General features: G+C 43.5%; 19 protein-coding genes and 1 pseudogene. 1 reads left to right on the top strand and 19 read right to left on the bottom strand.

Annotation, left to right across the window (positions count from 1 at the left end; all coding sequences use genetic code 11):
* The first annotated feature begins 138 nt into the window (after window positions 1-138).
* On the top strand, window positions 139-1,962 hold the full coding sequence (locus VST71_12935; GenBank protein MEC4686621.1) for a TRC40/GET3/ArsA family transport-energizing ATPase: 1,824 nt from the start codon (window positions 139-141) through the stop codon (window positions 1,960-1,962).
* A 461-nt stretch (window positions 1,963-2,423) separates the two neighbouring features.
* Here VST71_12935 and VST71_12930 read toward each other — a convergent pair whose 3' ends face one another.
* From VST71_12930 to VST71_12840, 19 genes and pseudogenes are all read right to left on the bottom strand, one after another.
* Window positions 2,424-2,693 (bottom strand): BrnA antitoxin family protein, encoded by a 270-nt coding sequence (locus VST71_12930; protein MEC4686620.1) that lies wholly within the window; start codon window positions 2,691-2,693, stop codon window positions 2,424-2,426.
* A complete protein-coding gene (locus VST71_12925) occupies window positions 2,686-2,991 on the bottom strand; it encodes a BrnT family toxin (protein MEC4686619.1) in 306 nt (101 codons plus the stop codon). Before VST71_12925 ends, VST71_12930 begins: the two co-directional genes overlap by 8 nt.
* A gap of 500 nt (window positions 2,992-3,491) precedes the next feature.
* Window positions 3,492-3,596, bottom strand: a pseudogene (locus tag VST71_12920) (transposase).
* Between the two features lie 145 nt (window positions 3,597-3,741).
* Window positions 3,742-6,069 carry a DEAD/DEAH box helicase family protein gene (locus VST71_12915; GenBank protein ID MEC4686618.1) on the bottom strand — a complete coding sequence of 776 codons (2,328 nt, stop codon included), beginning with the start codon at window positions 6,067-6,069 and terminating at the stop codon, window positions 3,742-3,744.
* A 2-nt stretch (window positions 6,070-6,071) separates the two neighbouring features.
* Window positions 6,072-6,929: a Bro-N domain-containing protein gene (locus VST71_12910; GenBank protein ID MEC4686617.1), complete on the bottom strand. Its 858-nt coding sequence runs from the start codon at window positions 6,927-6,929 to the stop codon at window positions 6,072-6,074.
* 1 nt (window position 6,930) lies between these two features.
* Window positions 6,931-7,221 carry a hypothetical protein gene (locus VST71_12905; protein MEC4686616.1) on the bottom strand — a complete coding sequence of 97 codons (291 nt, stop codon included), beginning with the start codon at window positions 7,219-7,221 and terminating at the stop codon, window positions 6,931-6,933.
* Entirely contained in the window at window positions 7,218-9,095 is a 1,878-nt protein-coding gene (locus VST71_12900; GenBank protein MEC4686615.1) for a DUF87 domain-containing protein, read from the bottom strand. Before VST71_12900 ends, VST71_12905 begins: the two co-directional genes overlap by 4 nt.
* Window positions 9,088-10,191 carry an SIR2 family protein gene (locus tag VST71_12895; GenBank protein ID MEC4686614.1) on the bottom strand — a complete coding sequence of 368 codons (1,104 nt, stop codon included), beginning with the start codon at window positions 10,189-10,191 and terminating at the stop codon, window positions 9,088-9,090. The genes VST71_12900 and VST71_12895 overlap by 8 nt, the downstream gene beginning before the upstream one ends.
* A 3-nt stretch (window positions 10,192-10,194) precedes the next feature.
* Window positions 10,195-11,325 (bottom strand): restriction endonuclease subunit S, encoded by a 1,131-nt coding sequence (locus VST71_12890; GenBank protein ID MEC4686613.1) that lies wholly within the window; start codon window positions 11,323-11,325, stop codon window positions 10,195-10,197.
* Window positions 11,322-12,776 carry an N-6 DNA methylase gene (locus VST71_12885; GenBank protein MEC4686612.1) on the bottom strand — a complete coding sequence of 485 codons (1,455 nt, stop codon included), beginning with the start codon at window positions 12,774-12,776 and terminating at the stop codon, window positions 11,322-11,324. Before VST71_12885 ends, VST71_12890 begins: the two co-directional genes overlap by 4 nt.
* 629 nt (window positions 12,777-13,405) lie before the next feature.
* Window positions 13,406-13,813, bottom strand: coding sequence for a PIN domain-containing protein (locus VST71_12880; GenBank protein MEC4686611.1), 408 nt, complete (start codon window positions 13,811-13,813; stop codon window positions 13,406-13,408).
* Window positions 13,814-13,816: 3 nt separating this feature from the next.
* Window positions 13,817-14,074: an AbrB/MazE/SpoVT family DNA-binding domain-containing protein gene (locus VST71_12875; protein ID MEC4686610.1), complete on the bottom strand. Its 258-nt coding sequence runs from the start codon at window positions 14,072-14,074 to the stop codon at window positions 13,817-13,819.
* 355 nt (window positions 14,075-14,429) lie between these two features.
* Window positions 14,430-17,006: an AMP-binding protein gene (locus VST71_12870; protein MEC4686609.1), complete on the bottom strand. Its 2,577-nt coding sequence runs from the start codon at window positions 17,004-17,006 to the stop codon at window positions 14,430-14,432.
* Window positions 17,007-17,015: 9 nt separating this feature from the next.
* Entirely contained in the window at window positions 17,016-17,702 is a 687-nt protein-coding gene (locus VST71_12865; protein ID MEC4686608.1) for a ribonuclease H-like domain-containing protein, read from the bottom strand.
* A complete protein-coding gene (locus VST71_12860) occupies window positions 17,683-19,032 on the bottom strand; it encodes a S41 family peptidase (GenBank protein MEC4686607.1) in 1,350 nt (449 codons plus the stop codon). Before VST71_12860 ends, VST71_12865 begins: the two co-directional genes overlap by 20 nt.
* Window positions 19,033-19,072: 40 nt before the next feature.
* On the bottom strand, window positions 19,073-20,251 hold the full coding sequence (locus tag VST71_12855) for a peptidoglycan DD-metalloendopeptidase family protein (GenBank protein ID MEC4686606.1): 1,179 nt from the start codon (window positions 20,249-20,251) through the stop codon (window positions 19,073-19,075).
* A gap of 22 nt (window positions 20,252-20,273) precedes the next feature.
* Window positions 20,274-21,143, bottom strand: a complete 870-nt coding sequence (locus VST71_12850; protein MEC4686605.1) for a permease-like cell division protein FtsX — start codon at window positions 21,141-21,143, stop codon at window positions 20,274-20,276.
* Window positions 21,144-21,806, bottom strand: a complete 663-nt coding sequence (gene ftsE / locus VST71_12845; protein MEC4686604.1) for a cell division ATP-binding protein FtsE — start codon at window positions 21,804-21,806, stop codon at window positions 21,144-21,146.
* A 204-nt stretch (window positions 21,807-22,010) separates the two neighbouring features.
* Entirely contained in the window at window positions 22,011-23,144 is a 1,134-nt protein-coding gene (locus VST71_12840) for an aminopeptidase (protein ID MEC4686603.1), read from the bottom strand.
* Window positions 23,145-23,283 lie beyond the last annotated feature (139 nt).

The following is a 23,283-nucleotide window of genomic DNA, read 5'->3' as shown; positions in this document are numbered from 1 at the left end:
ACCCTGAACGAACTGTCACCCTGAACGAACTGTCACCCTGAACGAACTGTCACCCTGAACGAACTGTCACCCTGAACTTGATTCAGGGTCTCATGAATTTTAAATCTGCGGCCAAAAATTTATTACAGGGAGCAGCCAATGACAAAATATATCTTTTTTTCAGGCAAGGGTGGTGTCGGCAAGACCACCATGGCCTCTGCCACTGCCATTCATTATGCACTGACAGGTAAAAAAACACTGATAGTTACCACTGATCCTGCATCCAACCTTGCTGACGTTTTTGAGCAGGAGATAGGACATAAGGTAACTCCGGTCAGGGGGGATTTAAAAAATCTCTTTGCCATGGAGATTGACCCTGATGAGGCAACAAGAGAGTACAGGGAGGGGATAATCGGCCCATACAGGGAACTTATGCCGGCGGATGTAATTGCGTCCCTGGAAGAAAATCTCAGCGGTCCCTGTACAACGGAGATGGCTGCCTTTGACAGGTTTATAGACTTCATGGAGACTGACGAATATGATGTGATTGTCTTTGACACTGCCCCGACAGGACACACGATAAGACTTTTGGAACTCCCTGTGGACTGGTCACGTCATATTGAGGAGGCTTCAAAAGGCTCCGGGCAGACCTGCCTTGGCCCTGTTCAGTCCCTTCAGGACTCAAAGGACAAATACGACCGGGCAACTGCACTTTTGAGGGACCCTGAAAGGACAACCTTTATCTTTGTAATGAGGCCTGATGAGCTGTCCCTTTATGAGACTTTGCGGGCATCAGGGGAGCTTGAGACTATCGGCATCAAATCAGGAGAGATAATCATTAACGGTATCCTGCCCAGGGAGGTCTGCGAGGTTGAATTTTTCAGGAAAAAGCATGATGCACAGCAGAAGGTAATCAGCGAAACTGAAGACGCAATAGAGAAGCCGAAACGATACATGTTCCTGAGGGATTACGAAGTAAAAGGGGTTGATGCATTGAAAAGCATAGCCGAAGAATTGGTTGCAAAAAATCACCAATCTTTAATTCCTACTTTGGCAAATGGAGGGGAGATGGGATTTTCACATGAAGAATACAGATCAGCCCTCACAATTGCAAAGCCGGATATCGACGCCCTCTTCCTGCCGGACGGGCAGACAAAGGCAATCTTTTTCACCGGCAAGGGTGGCGTAGGCAAGACCACTATATCCTGCATTGCATCACTTTATATTGCACAAAAGGGTTTTAAGACCCTCCTTGTAACAACAGATCCTGCAGCCCATATCGGGGAAGTCCTTGATGTAAAGGTCGGGAGTGAGCCGTCAAGGGTTACCGATAATCTTCATGCAGTCATGGTTGACCAGGAAGCGGCTTTCAAAGAGTACAAGGAAAGGGTATTGAACGAGGCAAGGGGGAAATACTCAGAGGATATGATTGCCGCTATGGAGGAGGAGCTGAACTCACCATGCACGGAAGAAATGGCAGCCTTTGACAGGTTCATACAGTTTATAGAGAGCACGGAGTATGAAGTGGTTGTCTTTGATACTGCGCCAACGGGCCACACGCTGAGACTCCTTGATTTGCCTTTTGATTATGCCAGGCAGGTGGAGATGATGGCAGGTGGTACGGAAGTGAAGGAGAAAGCCGGCATCCGCTTTAAAAACATCATCCGCATACTCAAAGACAGGAATCAAACAGTCTTCTGCCTCGTCCTCTATCCCGAGTCCACGCCCATAACAGAGTCCTACCGTGCCATGCTTGACCTGAAAGACGCAGGGATTGAGACACAATTGGTAGTGGCAAATATGGTACTGCCGGAGGAAGTCTGCACAAATAATTTCTTCAGGGGACGGAGGCAAATGCAACTGGGTTATCTGGAGGAAATTACAGAGAGATTCGATCTGCCCGTGCTCAGGTTTCCGCTACTGCAGGATGAGATAAAGGGGCTTGAGAAACTGAGTGATGCTGCAGAGCTGCTGCCGGGTTAGAAGGAGGTATGGCAAGAGTGTCTATTCATGGACAAGGGAAAGCGGACCCCGGAGCTTTGTGATACAAGATTTATCCCAAAGTTTACGTCACTTGCCAGTAGAGAGATTAAACTGCAACTATTCAGGGAGACCTCTTTGTCTGCAATATCATGCAGTTAACCAGTTGAAAACCTGCCTGTCCCCAATATCTACCACACTTAACCTGATAAAAACTCTGTTTTTATTTGCCGGGTTAATAGTGAAAAATCTGAGAGGAAAAATCTTAAATATTAAGTATTCGATTATGATGAAACCGAGGCAATATCCAAGCTTAATATTTAAGATGTGATAATCATATAAAAGGCTTCCAGTAAAGTAATGCTGGGAGCAAAACACCCGTAAAGAAGGCACCTTTTAATGGGTGACCCCGGGCGTCCTTCTCCTTGACAAAATATTAAACAGATGCCCGTTCACAAACCGTCTCAGTGTGCTTTCAGCTCCTCCCGTATTTTTTCCGAAAGAAAAATCTTTAGAAGCGACTGGTAAGGGACATCCTTTTTGTGGGCAAGGAGCTTCAATTCCTCAAGCATCGACTCCGGGAGCCTGAGGGAGATGGTCTTCAGCGAGGGTTTGAGCTCCGGAAGCACAACCCGCTTTGCTTTCTTCCACTCCATATACTCGGTCGAGTCGTGGGTGGCCCAGAATTCCCTCTCCTCGTCTTCGTTTTTGAAACTCGGTATTTTCTTACTCATGAGATTGATACACCTTCCTTTCCTTGCGATTCATGTCCCTTGCTGAAATCACACGGATATTACTCCTGCGTACCGTAAAGACTACGAACAACAGTCTTCCCGTGTCAGTATGACCGAGGGCATAGAAGCGGTTTTCCTTCTCCGAATGTTTGATGTCATCTGTAACCACCAGAGGCCGGTTAAAGAAAATCTCCTCGCACTCCGACGGCGTAACATGATGCTTCTGCCGGTTCTTTTCAGCGTTGTGCTCGTCCCACTCAAACCCGGTGCATTTCAGCAAGAGGTCAAATATGTCCATTAGTTAAAGTATATGATAAACATATACATTAGTCAAGTATTTTACCAAGGATATTATGGCTCAGCAGATATCAGGAGAGGGGGTTGAGTGTCACGTCTCAGCTAATGGAGACCGGTACAACCTCAGGTAACGGAGACCACCAAATTAATATGCTGCTTCTTCTTCACTTTTAACTCAAGATTTTTCACGTTGGTTTTACCTTCTTACCACAGCCACTATGTCAGGCAGTGTCGTAGTCGACATGAGTTCATGAGATTAAGAGTGCAGGAGTTGTTGATAAAGACTCGTGTATTCCTCAGCCTGCAATTCCCCACCCCTTCAGTTCTTGCACTTATAAATTCTGTTACGGTTCCTCTCTTTTAATCCCTTTAATTGCATTTAAATCTTCATCATATGAATGGAAAATCTGAGGGAGGAAAATCTTAAATATTAAGTTTTCGATCATGATGAAGCCGAGGCAATATCTAAACTTAATATTTAAGATGCGACCCCGGGCGTCCTTTGTTTCTGTCTCTCTTATCATCTACTATCCTTCGTTTCTCTATCCCGCGTATTATGATGTGATGAAGCGTTCCCGGTGCGTCAAGGCGTGCCTGCCGTGGCATCTCTTTCTCCGTGTTGTAGTTTTCTGTAATTACTTTCCTCTGACTACATTACTATAGCATAGTTAGTCAACGTAGTCAATAACGTCCCCTAAGTCCGTTCCCTAAGTCCTAACCTCACGATGGCGAAAGTAGTTTTATCTTTTCTTTAAGCCACTTTTCTTGCATATAAGTATTCCTGAAAAGCAATAAATATTTTCTTAATTTTATCAACTCCTCCAAGTGCTTCCTCCGCATCTGAAATTGATTGATATTTTAATTCCAAAAGAGTAGGTAATTTTTCCTGGTCAAGTTCTTCAACCCCTGTTTCAATGTATTTCGATAATACAAAATCCAGAAATTCTTTTTGTCTATTATCCAGTCTGGCAAAGATGATTGGTTTGGCGGTTATTACTCTTTCCTCTCTGGTTATTGGCTTAACGGCAAAGGATACATATTCCAAAACATCGAATAAATCGCTTTTCTCAGCATTTATCAGTCTTTGAATATTTGCAAGCTCATCCTTCCCGTATCCTGCTTCTTCAAGGCTTTTTAAGAAAGTGCTTCTTGTTGTTGGATTAGACCATATCTTTCTGAGCTCATCTTCGTTTTTAAAGAAATTGGGTAATTTTCCAAATAGGTTTTGTAAAAACTCTTCTGCAGAAATCGGTTTTCCGTCAGCGCTCCAGAAAGAAGTCGAAATCATGTGCTGAATTTCTCTTTCCTTTCCGTCTTTCAATTTTATTTTAAGCCTTGTCCACTCTTCTTTTTCTTCGCCATCACCGTCTTCATCATTTTCACCTGGCTCTTTTGGCGTTGGTGGGTCTTTGGGTTCTGAGGGTGGCTCAGGCTCTAATGGCTCACCGTCCCATTCAGAATCTAAAAAGTGATGATACGCATCTACAAAATCATATATCGTGAAATAATCTTTTCCTTCAAAAAGCCGGGTTCCTCTTCCCACAATCTGCTTAAACTCAATCATGGAGTTTATCGGGCGCAAAAGAACGATATTTCTGATATTTCTTGCATCCACTCCGGTTGATAATTTCTGTGAAGTAGTCAGAATTGTCGGGATTGTCTTTTCATTATCCTGAAAATCTCTTAAATGTTGTTCCCCCCGTTTTCCGTCATTAGCTGTTACACGGTGGCAATAATTGGGGTCATTGCTTTCTTTATTTTGATTGATTAAATCTCTAACAGCAAGGGCATGTTCCTGAGTCGCGCAGAAGATAATCGTCTTTTCCTTTTGATTGATCTCATCAAGAACAATTTTAACTCTTTTTTCCTCACGCTCCTTGATTTCTATTATTCTATTAAAATCTTCTTCAACATATTCTCTGTTTTCTTCAACCTCTCCCTCAATAACCGTATCATCGGAAGTATAGATATATTTATCAAGGGTTGTTTGAATTCGTTTTACCTTAAATGGGGTCAGAAATCCATCGTTAATACCTTCTTTGAGCGAATAAAGATAAACAGGTTCTCCGAAATAGGCGTATGTGTCGATGTTCTGCTGTCTTTTTGGCGTTGCGGTTAACCCCAATTGAACGGCAGGAGAAAAATATTCCATAATGGATCGCCAATTGCCTTCATCATTAGCGCCGCCTCGATGACATTCATCAATGATGATAAAATCAAAATAGTCCGCAGGATATTCTCCAAAATAGGGAGAGGGTTTTCCTTCCGCGTCCCGACCACTCATAAAGGTCTGGAAAATGGTAAAGAAAATACTGCCGTTTGTAGGAACTCGGCCTTTCTTTTTTATTTCGTCTGGAGCTATGCGTACCAAAGCGTCTTCAGGAAAAGCGCTGAAAACATTAAATGCCTGGTCAGCTAAAATATTTCTATCTGCCAGAAATAAAATTCTCGGTCTTCTGGAGCCATCCCGTTTTAAATTCCATCGGGCTTGAAAAAGTTTCCACGCGACTTGAAAAGCAATAAATGTTTTACCTGTTCCGGTGGCAAGTGTCAAAAGTAAACGTTCTTTGCCGTCCGCAATCGCATTAAGAGCCCTGTTTACCGCTATTTCCTGATAAAAACGAGGCGCTTTTGTTCCGCCCATATCTTCCAATGGAATATTATTGAAGTTATCACGCCACTGGTTCTGATCTTCATGGACTAAATTCCATAATTTGTCAGGTGTCGGGAAGGCGATTATCAAAGCTTCCTTTCCGGTTTTCATACAAATCTGGTAAATCTTTTTACCATTGGATGCGTAGGTATAGTCCAATTTTAGTTTTTCGGCATATTCCTTTGCCTGTGCGACACCTTCTCCAACTTCCAGCTCATCACTTTTGGCCTCAACTATGGCAAGTTTCACATTTTTATAGGAGAGGATATAATCCGCTATAAGGGGCTTGCTTCTTTTTCCACCTGTTTGGATTTTTCCATGTGTTATATGGAATTCACGAAATACCTTTGTGTCTGCAACTTCACCCCATCCGCTTGTTTTTAAAGCGGGGTCTATAAGTTCGGCTCTGGTTTCTGCTTCATTCATAATTATTCTTCCAACTTCTTTTTATCATCTTTGCCAAGAAAGTTCTCCTTGGAAATCACGCTTCTGCCAAGCTCTTTTTCCGTCTCTTTTCTGGCATTCCCGGCTACTTTTCCACCTCTTTTGGCAACATCCTTACTTTTATCAAAAGTTTTAGGTTTTTCTTTCCTGGAAATCTCTGTTGTAACACGCTCGCCAAGCATGGTGAAAATCAGTTCCAAATCGTCCATGTGGTCACGCAGATTGTCGTTTGACGTTTTCGGCAAATTTTTTAGATTTCTATATTGACTGGGAGTCATTCCGAAGGTTGCTTTGGATATCTCGGCGGTTAGAATAGCATAATCTCGCTGTTCTTCAATACCTCGTTCTTTCCATTCATCAGTAAGGTTCTGGCGTATGGCGATTCCTCGTAATCTTTTGTCTATCCAGTCTTTAGGGTAGCCCTTTTGCTCGTAAATCTCTTTCATTCGGGCTTGAGCAAGTTCGGGATTTTCAATTTCTTCTATCCGCTCGTATCCAACTTTGGCGAGCCATCTTTTAAAGGGTTCCGCTTTAGGGGAAGGGATAGACTGGATGATGCGGAGAGCTCCTTCCGTATTGGTGCAGTCGGTAAGCCGTTTTTTCCCGTCCGGTGCTTCCATTTTCAACTGTCGACAAACTGTCGACGGTTCAAATCCGTCCTCTTCTTTGACTCGAATCTTCATTTTATACCAATAATCGCGGGGATTTGCGGAATCGGTTAAAGCGGCTACGATGTCTATTACCGAAAATACCCATTCATTTTTGTACCAGAGACGGCGGATTTTTTTGGATCGAAATATTACAAGCTTACTCTGTGGTTCTATATCTTTGTTTTTTGCCATTTTATAGAACCTCCGTTTTTACTTGGGGACAATTTGTCCCTATCAATCTGTACTTTGTGGTATGTTCCAAAGTGGAACCAACCACTTTTTCGTCTAATTCGCCACTTTCAAAGATTTTTTTCAGGTGTTTTGTGATTGCAGGGCGTTTAACATCAAACAGTTCCGCCATTTTGACCTGAGTCAGCCAGATGGTTTCATTTTGGAATACCGTATAGATTTTGACGGTGCCGTCAGGGGTGGTGTAGAGGACGATTTCGGATTGGTGGAGGGATGGGAGATTAGATTTTTTCATTCCGACACCTCCGTTATTATCTCGAATTGCAATGTATGACTATCCGGCTTTTGTTTATCTGGTAATTCGGAAATTTTAAGTTTTAAAGGCATTGGTGTAGCAATACCGCTAAAAACACAAGTTCCAACTGGTAGGGTAGGAATTGATTCTTCAGTAATTTTGTCAATATAAGAAACTGTGTTTCCGATAGTTTGCAAATCTCTTTGATTGATAAGCTGATGAATAAAGTAATTATGAACCTGAGAAATAATAGTTTCTGATATATCATTTGGCCTTTGGCTTGCAATAGTTACAAATACACCAAATTTACGCCCTTCCTTTATTATTTCTTCAAATGTCTCAAGTCTGTAATCTTTCCAGTCTTCTGTCTCCCGAAATGATGTTTTGGATAAAATGTTGTGAGCCTCATCAATGATAATTGAGAGGGATTTCTTATTGTTTTCCCGTTTATGTTCATTGTAAATATGCTTTGCCATCAAAAGAGGAATGGTTTTTCGCATATCGAGATTAACATCATGTAGATTTAAAACAACGGTGTTTTTATCTTTCCAAAGGTCAGCATCTTCTTCAATTTGAAAAGTACGTTCAATGCTTGGCTGCTTTGCTTTAAATCTGTTTATTACAGGTAAAACATGGTCAACCTGTACCTTGTAGCGGTATAAGTCATTAATCAGTTGTAAAAGTAGAAATATGAAGAATTGATTTAATTCTGATATGTTGTTTAATGAGGTTGCATCTGCACTGTCAGCTGCTTTCTGTAGGTTAGTATTATCTATTTCATTTACATCTGTTGAATAAAATATAGATGTACCTTTTTTGAAAAACCCATTTGATTGATTGTGAAACTCTATGTCTGAACGAAGTTCTTTTTCTGTATCTCCATCAACAAAAAATGTCAGGATTTCCTCTAAATAATCAAGGATTTTAAACGCGGTATCCTTGTTTGTCATTTGAAGGACATTTCTAATATCCTTTTTGAGAATATTTTTGAAATATCTTACAAAATCATCGTCTCCTTTATCTGTAGTACTTTCTTTAACTCTTTTGTAATATCGTAATGCTCGTTTTAAAAAAGGTTTTTGTGTTTTCTCGGTCGCTTCAAGCAGAATTGCCAACGTTTCTACATCCATTAACTCATCAAAGGTCATCGGAACCTTATCTTTACTGTCATCTTTTGTTGTTAAATTATAAATAATCTTTTCATTGGTAATACAATCCGATTTTACATATTCTCCGTTAAAATCAAAAATGAAAAAACGACAGTTATTTTTGAACCCCGGCTTGTTTTTTAATGCACTTATCATATCTTGATACAGAGCTGCAAGTGTGTTTGACTTACCGCTTCCAGTATTCCCAAAAATTGCGATATGACTGTTAAATAGGCCATCGACAGGAAAACTGATAGGCACTTCTTCAATATCAGTTTTGGCTATGTTGATTTTTAAAGAGGTTTCATTTCTTAACAAATTGTGAATGGTGTGAATTTTCTCTTCGGTAAGGATAAAAGCTTCATTTCCAATTGAGGGAAGTTCTTTGATCCCTCCGACAAAACGTCCATCCGTTCCAATGTATCCGGATAGGGTAACTGTAAGTGTGCGTTTGTTCTTGTCAATGTATTGATATTGATTTTCCTTATCTTTGTAGGAAAACGAATCTTCGACAAGTTTTTCGCCTTCCGCTTTCCCTATAATGCTTAGAAATCCTTTTTTAATTTCTACATAACTACCTACGGAAATATTTTTAAGTATATCACCATCATAAAGAAGCTCTGAGGAGTTTTTGTTTTTATCGAGAGTTATAAAAATCTTCCGCCCTTCAATGCCGGATACCTCGCCAACCCGAAGAACGGCATCTTTTATTAGAGCATCATTCATCGGCAGACTCCCTTGTTTCAACTTTATCGACCGGCGTATCCGGCTTTTGAGGCAAAATATCTAAAAGAATCGAATTGAACATTTTGAAATCAAGATTTTCTTTTTCAGAATAAATAATATCCACATTGTTGAATGATGAAAATTTATCTACGTATTCTTTAGGGTCTTTATCAAAGCAGAAGATTACCAATTTTAATGTTGGGTTTTTTAATGCTCGTTTTGTCAGATCTAAAATATGTTCATCAGCAAATGAAAAACCTTCGGCTATCAATAGGGTGTTTTCTCTATCCAATTCGTTTGTGTAAATCCGAAGCAAATCATAATAGGTTTGATTTAATATTGTTTCTTTGAATTTATCTTTCTTAGGCAGAACAAGAGAAAAGAGGTCAATAAACTCAGCTATTTTATCAGCGCCTGTTTCGTCTTTTAATCCGTCCGCCTTTTTTAAATAGCATAGTGATTGAATAATTGTGTTTGCTCCTGGCTGCCAGTTTAAAGAACCGTGCAACTTTACCAGATTGATAACCGGCACCTGGACCTGATAATTATAGAGATTCCCTGTATTGAATACCGTGTTGAAAAATTGCTTTGGAGAAAATGTATAGGAATTTGTCAGTGATGGAGTGCGATTAAAGCCATCATTAAGGATTACGGATTCGGATAATGATTCAGACGCTTTTTCAATAAACAAATCGTAGCTGGTGGTGAATATGGTAGCCTGCTTATGTAATATGTTGCTTTTTCTTTCAAAAAGAATATTTGAAATTGCCTGAATGAATTTCCTATAGTTTTGAAATGTTTTAAGTAAGTTGCATTGTTCTGTTGTTTCACACTTTTCAATAAATTGGTCTTCAACAAGAATGTTTGTAGATTCTAAAAAAGAGGCCAAGAATTCGGAGAGCTTTTTATTGGCTTCATTATCTTTATTCTCGCTACGTAGCTTTTCGATTTCTTGTTCGATATTTTGAAGGACTTGCAATACGGGAGTTGAACAGCCGGAACCAAAGAGGAAGTTCAGATTTGCAGACTGTACCGCTTTTTGGAGGTTTCTAATTATTTCTTTTTTATCATTATCAATATTGATTGTCTTTGCCATAACCTACAACTCCCCCTTAAATGCTTTTTGCAGTATTGATTCCTTCAATTCTTTCAAAACAGTAATTTTCTGTTGATAGATTTTCACAAGCCGGTTTGTTTCGGCTGAAAAAGCGTCGAGCTTGGAGACAATGCGTTTTTGTTCGGGGAGCGGAGGGATGGGGATCTGAATTGCCTCAATTTGTGCTTTGTTTATTGAGTTGAAAACCGCACCTTCATTGCCCGTTATTTCATTTTCATGTTTAATAAGAGACTGGAAAAGAAATTCTTTGTCAATTTCATCTCCTGCTCGTATTGCTGCAAGACCACGACCTATGCAAATCTTCTGTATAGAAAAATTAACTGGCCCAACAGGTGCACGAACTGACATGAGGATATCGTCCTTGAGAGCTTCTTTAGTTGTAACAGACGTCCAAGTAGTAGGGTTACCGATAATTTTCTCCATGAAATCTCTCTTACCCTGATAAAATGGTAATCCCACTCCGCTTTTATTATAGTATTTACCCTCTGGTGATTGGCCCGCGATAACTTTACACACATCCCCCAGCCTCTTCTCCTCCCAATCCTTCCCCGGATTGCTGAAAATACCATTCAAATAACTCTCAAACAGCTCTTTGGCATTGGCAAAATTCTTTTCGGCATTTTCTTTTGCCTTGTCAATTGCTTTAAAGGCTTTATCGAGGATTTTTACAATGCGTTTTTGTTCGGGGAGCGGGGGGATGGGGATTTCTATTGCTTCGATTTGAGATTTATTTATAGAGTTAAATACTGCACCTGTGTTACCCGTAATTTCATTTTCATACTTTACTAAAAAATTGAAAAGGAATTCTTTATCTAACTGGCCATTACTTCTAATTGCCGCAAGACCACGCCCGATACATATTTTTTCAGTTGAGAAATTGACTGGACCTACTGGTGCTCGAACAGACATCAAAATGTCATCTTTAATAGCTTCCTTTGTTACTTTTGTTGTCCAAGTTGTTGGCTTCCCAATAAACTTGTCGGTGAATTCTTTTTTGCCTTGATAAAAAGGAAGTCCGGTAGAGTTTTTATTATAAAATTTTCCTTCCGGTGATTGTCCGGCAATAACCAGGCAAACTTGGCCGATTCTTTTTAACTCCCATCCTTTTTTCATACCAACTCTTTCACCTTCTTCAAAATCTCAGCGCTTTCCTTGTCCAGTTTTGCAATTTCAGCCCATATCTCTTTCGGCTCCCTCAAAACTGTTTCATCTTTTTTATTGGGATTCTTAACCGATAAATCAAAGGTGGTCTGGTCAATATCTTTTATATCAACCGTCCATGAATTTTCAGAATCTGTCTTTGTTTTTTGCAGTTGTACAAACTCCGCCAAGTCATATTCATTCAACGGATTTGTCTTACCAAGATTACGGTCAAGATTAAGCTGATAATACCAGACCTTTTTTGTGGGAGCGCCTTTTTCAAAAAACAAGACAACCGTTTTAACGCCCGCCCCGGTAAACGTTCCGCCGGGCATATCAAGAATCGTATGCAGATTACAGCTTTCCAGCAGTGTTTTTCTTAAAGAGATAGAAGCATTATCCGTATTGGATAAAAAGGTGTTTTTTATAATAACACCGGCTTTTCCTCCGGCTTTTAAAATCTTAATAAAATGCTGTAAAAACAGAAAAGCTGTCTCACCGGTTTTAATGGGAAAGTTTTGCTGAACTTCTTTGCGTTCCTTACCGCCGAAGGGCGGATTTGTCAGAATGACATCATAACGGTCTTTTTCCTGAATATCTCTGATATTTTCTGACAGGGTATTGGTATGCACGACATTCGGCGCTTCGATACCATGAAGTATCATGTTCATAGTGCCGATGATGTATGCCAGAGATTTTTTCTCTTTACCGTAAAAGGTAGCCTTCTGCAGAGTCGCCATATCTTTGGTAGTAAGTTCTTTACTTTCCTGGAGATATTGAAACGCCTCGCATAAAAAGCCAGCAGAGCCAACTGCACCGTCATAAATTTTATCTCCAATTTTTGGAGAGACAACTTTTACAATGGTTTTAATAAGCGGACGGGGCGTATAATATTCACCGCCGTTTCGTCCGGCATTTCCCATGTTTTTAATCTTGTCTTCATAAAGATGAGACATTTCATGTTTTTCTTTATGGGAACGGAAACGGAGTTCATCCACGAGATTTATTACTTCACGAAGATTATATCCACTCTGAACTTTGTTTTTTAATTCGCTGAATACTTCACCAATTTTGTATTCAATAGTATCGGGACTGTCCGAAGATGTTTTGAGCTTTTTTAAGTATGGAAAGAGCTTCAAATCAACAAAATCTTTTAAATCATCACCGTTTGCTGCCTTGTGGTGGTCAAGGTTTCCATCTTTGGTTTTTGGCGCAGCCCATTTATCCCACTTGAATTCGGATTCTATAATGGGTGTATATGTTTTACCGGACAAATCAGCTTTGGTTTGCTTATCTTTTTCAAGGTCATCAAGATATTTCAGGAATAATACCCATGAGGTTTGTTCTACATAATCCAGTTCACTGCTACATCCTGCGTCTTTATGCAGTATGTCGTCAATATTCTTAAAGGTCTGTTCAAACATTTACCGCGTCCTTTTTAATTGTTTTAGCCCAACAAGACGTTGGGCGTTCCTGTACGGGAATTTTTTATTTCTTTATTCACTTCCTTTTTCATAGGGCTAACGTCCTCTGGATGAGTTTGTTATGTGTTTGCATGTAATCTCGATAGCTTTGATAAAAAATAGTTTGGCTTATTGTCCATTAGAGAAGAAAATAGTTGGTTGATTTTCAAATTATTTTCTTCTGTTATTTCTAACTCATTGAGTTCATTACTTTTCACATAGTTAAAGCATACAAAGTATAAGTCAAACCACTTCACCCAAACATTATCAGTTGGCTTCCAACCTATACACCCAAGATATTTATTATGAAGGTCTATAGACTCAAAGTGTCACGTCCCAGCTAATCGAGACCGGTACAATCTCAGGTAACGGAGACCACCAAATTAATATGCTGCTTCTTCTTCACTTTTAAGTCAATATTTTTCACGTTGGTTTTACCTTCTTACCATACCCACTATGTCAACCAGTGTCGTAGTCGACATGCGTTCATGAGTTCAGGAGATTAAGAGTGCAGGAGTTGTTGATAAAGACTCCTATATTCCTCAATCTGCAATTCCCCACCCCTTCAGCTCTCGCACTTATAAATTCTGTTACGGTTCCTCTCTTTTAATTCCTTTAATTGCATTAAAATCTTCATCATATGAATAAATTTCCGAAACGCCATGATTCTTCATGAAAATAGCATTATAGGCGTCAATATAATCGATGTTTTTTCTGCTGTAAAGGACAAGGGCATCTGCAATGATATCCCTGTCCGGGATATACAGGCTCTCGGTGCTAACTATGATTGAAATCTTTTCAATAACATCAGCCTTGGGAACCCTGTAATAAGATGAAAGGGTCCATACCAGTTCAGCAATTACCATCCCTGATGTTACAAGTGCTATCTTGCCTTCGATGGCTTTCTTAAAGAGGCTGTTGCACTTATCATATTTTGAAGGGTCATCCCTGGTTAGATACCTGAGAAATATGTTTGTATCAATAAACTTTTTTTCCATAGCCTACTTACCTGCCGCCACCACTTTAGCAACTCTTTTTTTCGTCTCTTTTCTCACTTTATGAAAATCCATGGGCTTCTCCTTGTCTGGTATCCTTATCGAACCACCGATATCAAGGATATTGCCCCGCAGGGGTCTAATAACAGCCTGATCGCCCTCGACAACAATGATGACCTTTTCAGACGGTTTCAGGTTTAAGGCTTTTCTTACTTCTTTTGGTATGGTCATCTGTCCTTTTGATGTTAGTGTTGCAATAGGCATTATCTCCCCCTTCTGTATCTTTTTCTTACATTTTATCATTTTTCTTACATATGTGCAAATTTATTCCAGCTTAATATTTTTCGTATACTATTTGCTTCGTCGCTTTGCTCCTCGCAATGACAGTGATGGACTTTTTACGAGAACATCAACTTTTTATCTCCTTCAATATCCCCTCAAAGGTCTTCAGGAAGTTTTTTTCATCTGACGATGCGTCGAATTCCTTTAGCCGGCTATTCTGGAGAGGGTCTCTTCAAACATGAATTCAGCACCTTTGCAATCCGTATATCTACTTCTATGCCTTCCAAAGGGTCTTTTGGAGGCAGCACCCCCACCCTGACCCTCTCAATAAAATCCTTTACGGCTTTAACTTGATTACCTCTTCTCTCACCCTGTCGGCAAATGCCTGGTGGGGATCAGGGGCCTCTTTATCCGTTTCCGGGACTACCGGGGGGCCGATGTGTATCTCAATGTGTGCAGGTTTGGGGTACTTACTGCCCCTTGGCATGGATTTGAATGTTCCTTTGATATAGACCGGGACAACGGGTACATTGAGTTCAACGGTGAGGATAGCCATGCCTTTTTTGAATTCCATGACTTCTCCGTTAAAGGTCCTTCCGCCTTCAGGGAATATGCAGAGTGCCCTCTTCTGTTTTAATAGATAGGCACTCACCCTCAGAGCACTCAGGAGTGAGGTGTCCGGGTCGATCGGTATTACATGGGCAAAATGAGCAACCCATCTCATAAAAGGGCCTTCAAAATATTTACTTGCCCCCTGGAAATAAAGGGATTTAAAAACCCGGAAGGGCAGGTTGGCAGCAAGGAGAAAGCTGTCAAGGTAGCTTGCATGATTCGGCGCTATAATAAAGGGCGGCTGGGGTATGTTCTCTATGCCGGTGATCCTTACCCTGAAGTAAATCCTGCTCAGGAGCCTCAGGAATCCAAGCACTATAAAGAGCAGTCCCTTTTCATACAGGCCCTGAGAAAGTAGACTCTCGGCAATCTTCTTCTCACCCTCCTCTGCATCAAGGAGCCTGACGTCTTCTCCCCTCTTCCGGCCTCCTTCCCTGACAGTGCTTCTTACCTTTTCTATCAACTCCTCAACCGTCTGAACATCAAGGGTGAAATCATCGTAAAGTTTTATGCCGAGGTTTCTCTCCAGTGCAACGACCAGCTCGATCCTCTTGAGGCTGTCAAGCCCGATATCCAGCTCCAGGCTGTCTGTTCTTCCTACAGCAATATCCTTACCCGCAACCTCCCTCAACGACGATATGACCTTTGAGGAAATCTCATCCCCGAGGAGGGTTTCATCTACTTCCGCCTTGGCTTCTCTCTTCTCTTCCTCCAGGAGTTTCTTTACCATAAACCTCCTCAGTTTACCAAGAGGTGTTCGCGGCAGGGGGGCAGAATGAAGGACAAATCCTTTCAGCCTCATATGAGGGGGAAGCTTCATCGAAAGGGCGTTTATCTCCCATTTGAGATATTCATAAATGTTGCCGACCTTCATCTTCTTTGCCATCTCCATATCAGGTACTACAACTGCGCTCAGCCCGTCACCGGTGCCGACTACGCATAGTTCCTTTATCAATTCAATCCCCTGATAATGCCTCTCCACATCCTCGGGATAGATGTTTTTGCCTGAACTCAGCACAATAACCTCTTTAGTCCTGCCTGTGATATGGAGATAGCCCTCGCTGTCCAGATAACCAAGGTCTCCGGTATGCAGCCAGCCATTCCTGATCACCTTTTCCGTCTCCTCGGGGTTTTTATAGTATCCCTTCATAACCATCGGCCCCTTTATCAGGACCTCTCCGTCACTGCTTGTTTTTATCTCCACATTGCTGAGGGGTCTGCCGGCAGAGCCGGTTTTTCTCCTGTGCGGGGGGTTGAACGTCACAACAGGGGAGGTCTCGGTGAGGCCGTAACCCTCAAGCACTGTAAACCCGATCGCCTCCAGGTCCTGCATAACCTGAGGGTCGAGTTTTGCCCCTCCGGATGCAAAGAACCTGAACTGCCTGCCGAACTTCCCGTGAACTGAAGAGAACACATATTTGCCGGGGTTTATGTTAAACCTGTTCCGCAGGAGACTGAAGAGTTTCAGCAGATAAGGGAATACCCTGTTAAGCAGGGGCACCTCACTGAATCCCTGAAAAATCCTGTTTCTGAAGAGTTCGAGCAGTTGGGGGACACCTACAAGGATAGTTCCTCCCCTTTCCCTTACTGCATTGAGGAGTTCCGGTCCCTTTAGCCCCGGCGGATATGTTACTGTTGCCCCTTCAAAGAGTGGTACCAGAAAGGTGGTCATAAAGGGATAGGTGTGATGAAGAGGGAGGACCGAGATTATGTTGTCATCATGACTGATTATGCCTGCTGCAATCAGGGCATCTGCATCCGAGCAGAAGTTGCCGTGAGTCAGGACAACACCCTTTGGCTTGCCCGTGGTCCCGGATGTATATATGATGGAGGCAATATCGTCAGGGGTCAGGGGGGTATTGGGGGCCGGGATTTCAGCGTCCTTTGGGGGTGTGGAATCTGTGATTCCGTTTATGTCGAATGTCTCAACAACAAGACCCTCTGATGCCTCCATAACCTTTGTCCCGGTATAATCATCATAAAGGACAAAGGCCACCTCAGCATCAATCATAAGGTTTCTCATCTCCGAAGCAGTGAGCTCAGGGTCAACAGGAACCCCCACGGCACCGGCAGCGGAAAGGGCAAGATAGGAGATGCACCAGCAGGGAGAGTTCCTTGCAGACAAAAAAAACCTGTCGCCCTTTTTAATCCCCTTTTCCTTCAGTCTTCCAAGCAGAGAGACTGTATAATGGGCGACGTCCCGGTAGGTGAGCTGCTTCCACTCCTCTTTGAAGTAGTGAAAGGCTACCTTTTCTGAAAATCTCTCGGCAGATGTGAAGAATCTATCAGGGATACTGCTCATCAACGTGATTCAGGATGCAGGTCCGGGTTTGAATTTCACATAGTTTTCCCAGCGAAGAAGCAGCTCCCTGGTGGCAAGGAGGTCTCTGGCGCAATACCGGGCTATGTCGGCATAGTGACCTTCCTGAAAAAATCTCTTTACATCCTGTCCTGCAATACCCTCGTCTTTCGGGCTCTTGATTCCGAGTGCCCTGCACCACATATCAAGGCTGAACCTCCGCCTTGTGGCGCCGTAAAATGTTAACTGGTCCAGGAGGTCTATATGCGGACCGTTGTACCTGTTCGGCATCAACTCCCGTGTTGGTCTGAGTTTATGCATTGCAGAGCGTATCAGGATAAACGGACAGTCAAAGGCCCTGCCGTTAAATGTTACAAACTGGGTATAGCTCTTTATAACATCCCAGAACTTCTCGAGTATCTCTTTCTCTGTACCTGTCTCATACTGAACTCCGTCCTCCTCAAAGGGGGAAATGCCCTTGCCGGGCGCCTGAAAGTATATTACCCCCTTCAGGGTGTCCGGATTCATAAGACCTATTGTAACTATCTCGCCGGTAAGTGGATAGAGACCGAGACTATCCTTTACTGCCTCGGCCTCCTCTTCTGTCTCCGCATATTTCAGGAGATATTCCTGCTGTGGCAGGTCAAGGGCATCGAAGTCAGTGCCTATGGTCTCTATATCAAAGATTATCCGCGACATTTTTCTCGCTGTCCGGGGATTTTTTCTCAAATATCCGCCAGCCCTTAAGCAGATCTATTGCCATCTGCAGCTGAACATCATTTTTCTCATCCACTTGCAGTGGAGCCACCTCGGTCTCCTTTTCTTTTTCCTTCTTTTCCTTCTCCTTCTCCTCGGGTTTCTGCTCGTTTTTGAGGTGATGTTCCAGGTCCTTCTCCCTGATTACCGGATAAGCCTCACCGTCCTGAGGCTTGACCTTGACCACAATATCAGGCTCAATACCCTCGTTCTGTATGGATATACCCTTGGGGGTGTAGTACTTTGCAGTAGTGAGCCTTAGGCCGGAGCCTCCACTGAGCGGAATAACGCTCTGGACAGAGCCCTTGCCAAATGTTTTTACGCCAAGCAATACCGCCCTCTTCCAGTCTTTCAGCGCACCTGCCACGATCTCCGAGGCCGAGGCACTCCCGTGATTCACCAGCACTATCATCGGCAGTGTATCATAATAAGGAAGGTCTCCCTTGGTCAGATACTCTGTCTTTTTTACAGAACGTCCTTTTATATACACAACAAGTTTTTCCGGTGTAAGGAACTGTTCGGTAACATCCACCGCACTCTTCAGCAGCCCTCCGGGATTGTTCCTGAGGTCAAGCACCAGGGAGTCTATCTTTTTGTCCGTCAGCTTCTTGAGGGCGTTTGAAAGATCCGATGCCGTCCTCTCCTGGAACTGATTGATCTTTACATACCCTATGCCGTCATCCACCACCCTGTATTTAACGCTCTTTATCTTGATTACATCCCTTGTTATGGTGAAATCCTTTGGCTCCTTCCATCCTTCCCTCACTATGGTTATGGTTACCGCAGTCCCTCTGGGCCCCCGCATCTTCTTGACGGCTTCAAAAAGGGTCATCTCCCTGGTTGACTCACCATCCACCTTGACTATTTTGTCACCCGCCTTGATGCCGGCCTTCCATGCCGGGGTATCCTCAATAGGGGCTATAACCGTAAGCATCCCCTTTTTGATGCCTATCTGTATGCCGAGGCCTCCAAACTCTCCACGGGTGTCTATCTGCATCTCTTTATACTCCTCAGGGGGCATAAAGCCTGAGTGGGGATCAAGTGTCCTTAACATCCCCTTGAGCGCGCCATAGATGAGGTCCTGTGTATTCACCTCTTCAACATATGATGTCTTTATAATGGTGAGGGCCTCTGTAAAGAGCCTGAGGTCCTGATACTCCTGAGAATCTGCAACCGCACTCTTCAGGGGCATCTCACTGATCAGCAAACCACCTATCGCCAGAGAGACAATTAAAATCCATCCAAATATAGCCAAACCTCTACGTTTTTTCATATATCTATACCTCCGGTTATCCTTTTCTCTATTTAAACCCCTAACGTTTTAACCACTGAAGCGGGTTGAGGGGTTTGCCTTTGTATCTGATCTCAAAATAAAGGCCGGGTGCATTCAGCATACCTGAGTCCCCGACCCTGCCGATTAAGGCACCTCTTTTTATTATATCTCCTTTGCTTAAAAAAATCTCGCTCAGGTTTGCATACACTGTGTGATACCCCTCGCCATGATTTATTATCACGACCTTGCCGTACCCCCTGAACCAGTCTGCAAATACTACTTTTCCTGAATATACGGCCTTGACAGCCTCGCCCTCTCTTGACTTGATATGTATGCCGTTTCTGAAGACCGGGGTCTTGAATTTAGGGTCGCGGTAACTGCCGTAGGGCAGGGCAAGTACGCCCTTGACAGGCCAGGGAAGGGTTTTTTTGGCCCTGAAAAAGCCTTTCTGGAGATACTTTGTCTTTTCTGATTCATCAATCAACTTGCGCATCTTCCTTGATGACTCCTTGAGCTCAAGGAGCATTCGCTTGTAAACGTCCCTCTTTTTCCGGACAGATGCCAGAAGCCGCCTTTTCTGTGTCTTCTTGTCTCTCAGAACGGTATTCTTTTTATCGAGTTGTCTCTTCTGGCCTTTAAGCTTCTTCATAAGCACGGACAGGTGGTCCTGTCTCTGTTTCAGTCCCTGAATGTTTGCCGAATAGTCTTTGAGGAGGGAATATTCATACTCTGCCAGACGCTTCAGGTAGTGCCACTTCCTCACTGCCTGGGGGATATCCCTGGCTGACATCAACAACATAAGGGGATCAGTCTTCAATGAAGATGACCCCGGTGTGCTGCCAAAAGAGGATAGTCCGTACTTCTGCATTCCGACAACTTTTCTCCTGAGCCAGGTTTTCTGCCTGTCGAGTTTTTTGGAGATCTTTTTAATCTCTGCTCTTACTAACAGGATGCTTTTTTCATTCCGGCGCATCTTCCTTCTCTGAACCCTGAGTTCCCTCTTTATGCGGTCAAGCGCCCGGTTGGTCGATTCAATCTCATCGAGTATGGAGACTTCCTTCTTTTTTACCTTCTCAAGCGCCTTTTTCTTCTTCTTTATCTCCTTCTGTATCTTCTCGTAGCGGGTTCTGGGGTCTTTTGCCGCCTGGACATTTGTCAGGCAAAAGCCCAGGAATATAATGCAGACAAGGAATATGGCGGTATTTTTTAAGCGGAACATGGCGGTCTCAAAGTCATGGGGCTCAGAATCTCAGCCTTCCCAACGCAATGGTTGATCCAATAATACCCAGAATCGCTCCACCTGCCGGGAGTGCTGCAACGAGTCCGAGAGGCAGGTGCATTACGCCGAGCATGGGGAAATCAGAGATGACCAGTCCGTTGATAAACCGGTAAAGGACATACGTGCCCGCCCCTCCAAGAAGGCCACCGAGGAATCCAAGAGTTCCTCCCTCGATCAGAAAGGGCAGGCGTATAAAGCCCTTTGTGGCCCCAAGCAGTTTGAATATCTCTATTTCCTCCTTGCGCCTGTAGAAGAGGATCTTTACCGTACTGTAACAGACAAAGATAATCGCCATGGAAAAGAGCAGGATGACTCCTGCACTTATGGTCTTGACACCGTTGCGGATTGTATAGATTGTGCCCAGCAGGTCCTCGCCATACACAACGTCATCAACACTCCTGAGGCCTTTAAGTTCGTTAATAAGGCCCTCCACCCTCGTTCTGTCAAAGCTGTTTTTCTTAAGCTTGATCTCTATGGAAGGAAAGAGGGGGTTTTCATCCAGTCCCTCAAGTATGTAGGCTGCATCCTTTAACGAGGTCCTGAGTTCAACAAGGGCATCATCTTTTGATATATACTTTATGCTCTCAACTATCGGGTCTTTTCCGAGTCTTGTCTTGAGGTTGTTGATTTCACGATTCCCTGTGCCGTCAGAGAGGAAGACCATAACAGAAAACCGTTCAGGGAGCCTGTTTGTAATGCCCTCGATGTTATAGAGGGAGAAGAAAATCAGTCCAAGGACAAAAAGCCCAACCCCGATAGTCACAACCGTTAACATATGAATCCACTTTTCAAACCATAGACTTTTTAAGGCAAGCTTTATCGAATAAATCATTTACCCTTCCTCATCTGACACAAGATTGCCACTGTCAAACCAGAGGACCCTCAGTCCTGTATTCCTGAACAATTCCCTGTTATGGGTTGCGATCAGAATGGTTGTTCCCCTTGCATTGATCTCTTTAAATATCTTCATGATCCCGGCTGCATTGTCAACATCAAGGTTGCCTGTAGGCTCATCAGCAAGAAGCACTGTCGGCTCACCAACAATAGCCCTGGCTATGGTAATCCTCTGCTGTTCGCCTCCGGAGAGGGCAACGGGAAAATTGTCGTTCTTATGCCTCAATCCCACCAGTTTTAACGCATCCTGCACCCGTCCCTTTATCTCTGACTCTCGAAAGCCCCTGATCCTCAGTGCAAGGGCGATATTATCATAGACCGTGCGGTTTGCAAGTAGTTTGAAGTCCTGAAACACCACCCCGATATTTCTCCTGAGATAGGGGATAGCGGATTCCCTGAGGGTATCCGTATCCCACCCGGCAATTCTTATGGTGCCATCATCAGGTTTCTCTGCAAGGTAGATCAGTTTCAGTAATGTGGATTTGCCGGCACCGCTTGGACCTGTTACATAGACAAATTCACCTTTTTCGATTCCAAAGGTGACTTTTCTGAGGGCAGTCATATTGTCGTAAATCCTGGTAACATCCTTAAAGCCAATCATTCAATCTCCACTCCTTTAAGCCGGGGACGCAGATTCTGAAGTAACCACAGGGGCATTAAAGCACAGAAGCCCGTACAGAGCATTTTTGTCCTTTGATATTATAAAGTATTAACGTTTCTTTTGCAATTGTTCCCGCCGTTCTTGTCAACGCTGCTCTGTATTTTCAGTAGACAGGATATTGCAATGGAACGGCCTGTTTTCTGCTCAGAAGGAACGGGAGCGCTTTCCGTCCTTCATCAGGGTCTCTTCTGATGAATCCCTGAATATAAGCACCACGGTTGGCCGGAAGAATACAAAGTCCTGATGAAACGGTGTTTTCACCTTGCCGCCAAAGGAGCTGTTGTCCCCGAGTGCAACATGTATGGTGCCAAGGATCTTTTCTGATTCAAGGATATTGTCCGGCCTTATGGCCCTGTCGTTGGTGCCGATGCCGATCTCGGCAATGTTTGCATTCTCCCTCCTCTCTGCAAGCCGCTCCCTCAGTGTAAATACAAAATCGTCCTCACCCTCAACCTCTTCTACATTCCCGCCTCTTACCCTGAGGCTGACCGGAGAGGAGAGCCTCCTCGTTGGTGCCCATTCAAGGACAAGCGTTCCCTCTGCCGTGCCCTCAAGGGGAGCAAAGTAGACCTCTCCGGCGGGCAGGTTTCCAAAAGAGCCGGGCCTTTTCAGGTCCCCTGTGTCAGCAAGGGCCCTTCGCCCCTTTTTGGAGAGCCTCATCCCGGTTCCGTTGGGGGTGCTGATAAACACCTCGACAGCCCTGTTGACCAACTGTGCTATGGCCTTTGTCCTCTTCCGGAGGGTCTTCCAGTCCACATCCATTGCCCCCTCAAACATCCGGACATCAAACAGCGGCATACTGGCATATCTTGCACTGCATACACGGGTAAGGAGGTCCCTGAACCTTGTATGGCTTGTGGAGTAGTTTGCCAGGGCAATCACTACATCCACTGCATGCGCACTGTATCTCCTGATTATCTCTTCTGCCTCCTCTATCTTCCCGGGTGAGGCCTTTTTTTGAATTATGGCCCTGAGGAGCTTTTTCTCCTTCAGTGCCTCCACGGCCTTCTCACCAAAGGCTGCCTTCCAGAGGCCCTCAGGCGGCTCAACCCCGTGTCCGCCCCTGGAGGGATAGCAGTAGAAGATGACCTCACGGGCAAAACCCCTTCCTGTTTCCACCAACAGCATTGCAATATCCTTTAACCTCAACCACCTCTGCAGGTCCTCATCCGACACCACGTCTCTTTTGGTGGGCCTGTCAGTAAAGACAAGCACCCTCTCGGTCCTTTTTACCCCAAGGTTGGTATGGAAGATCTCCCTTACAGCCCCTGTCAACATGAGTACCTCCTCTTAGTCCTGTTAAATAGTTCCTTACGACAAACCAGAAAACGCCATCCGGAATAACAACTCCCTACTGTCATGCTGAACTTGATTCAGCATCTATCTGTTCCGGCCTCTTTGAGATTCTGAAATAAAT

This window comes from Nitrospirota bacterium, assembly GCA_035873375.1.
In the GTDB taxonomy this organism is placed as follows: Bacteria; Nitrospirota; Thermodesulfovibrionia; order Thermodesulfovibrionales; family JdFR-85; genus BMS3Bbin07.
This window is presented reverse-complemented; position numbering and strand designations above follow the sequence as displayed.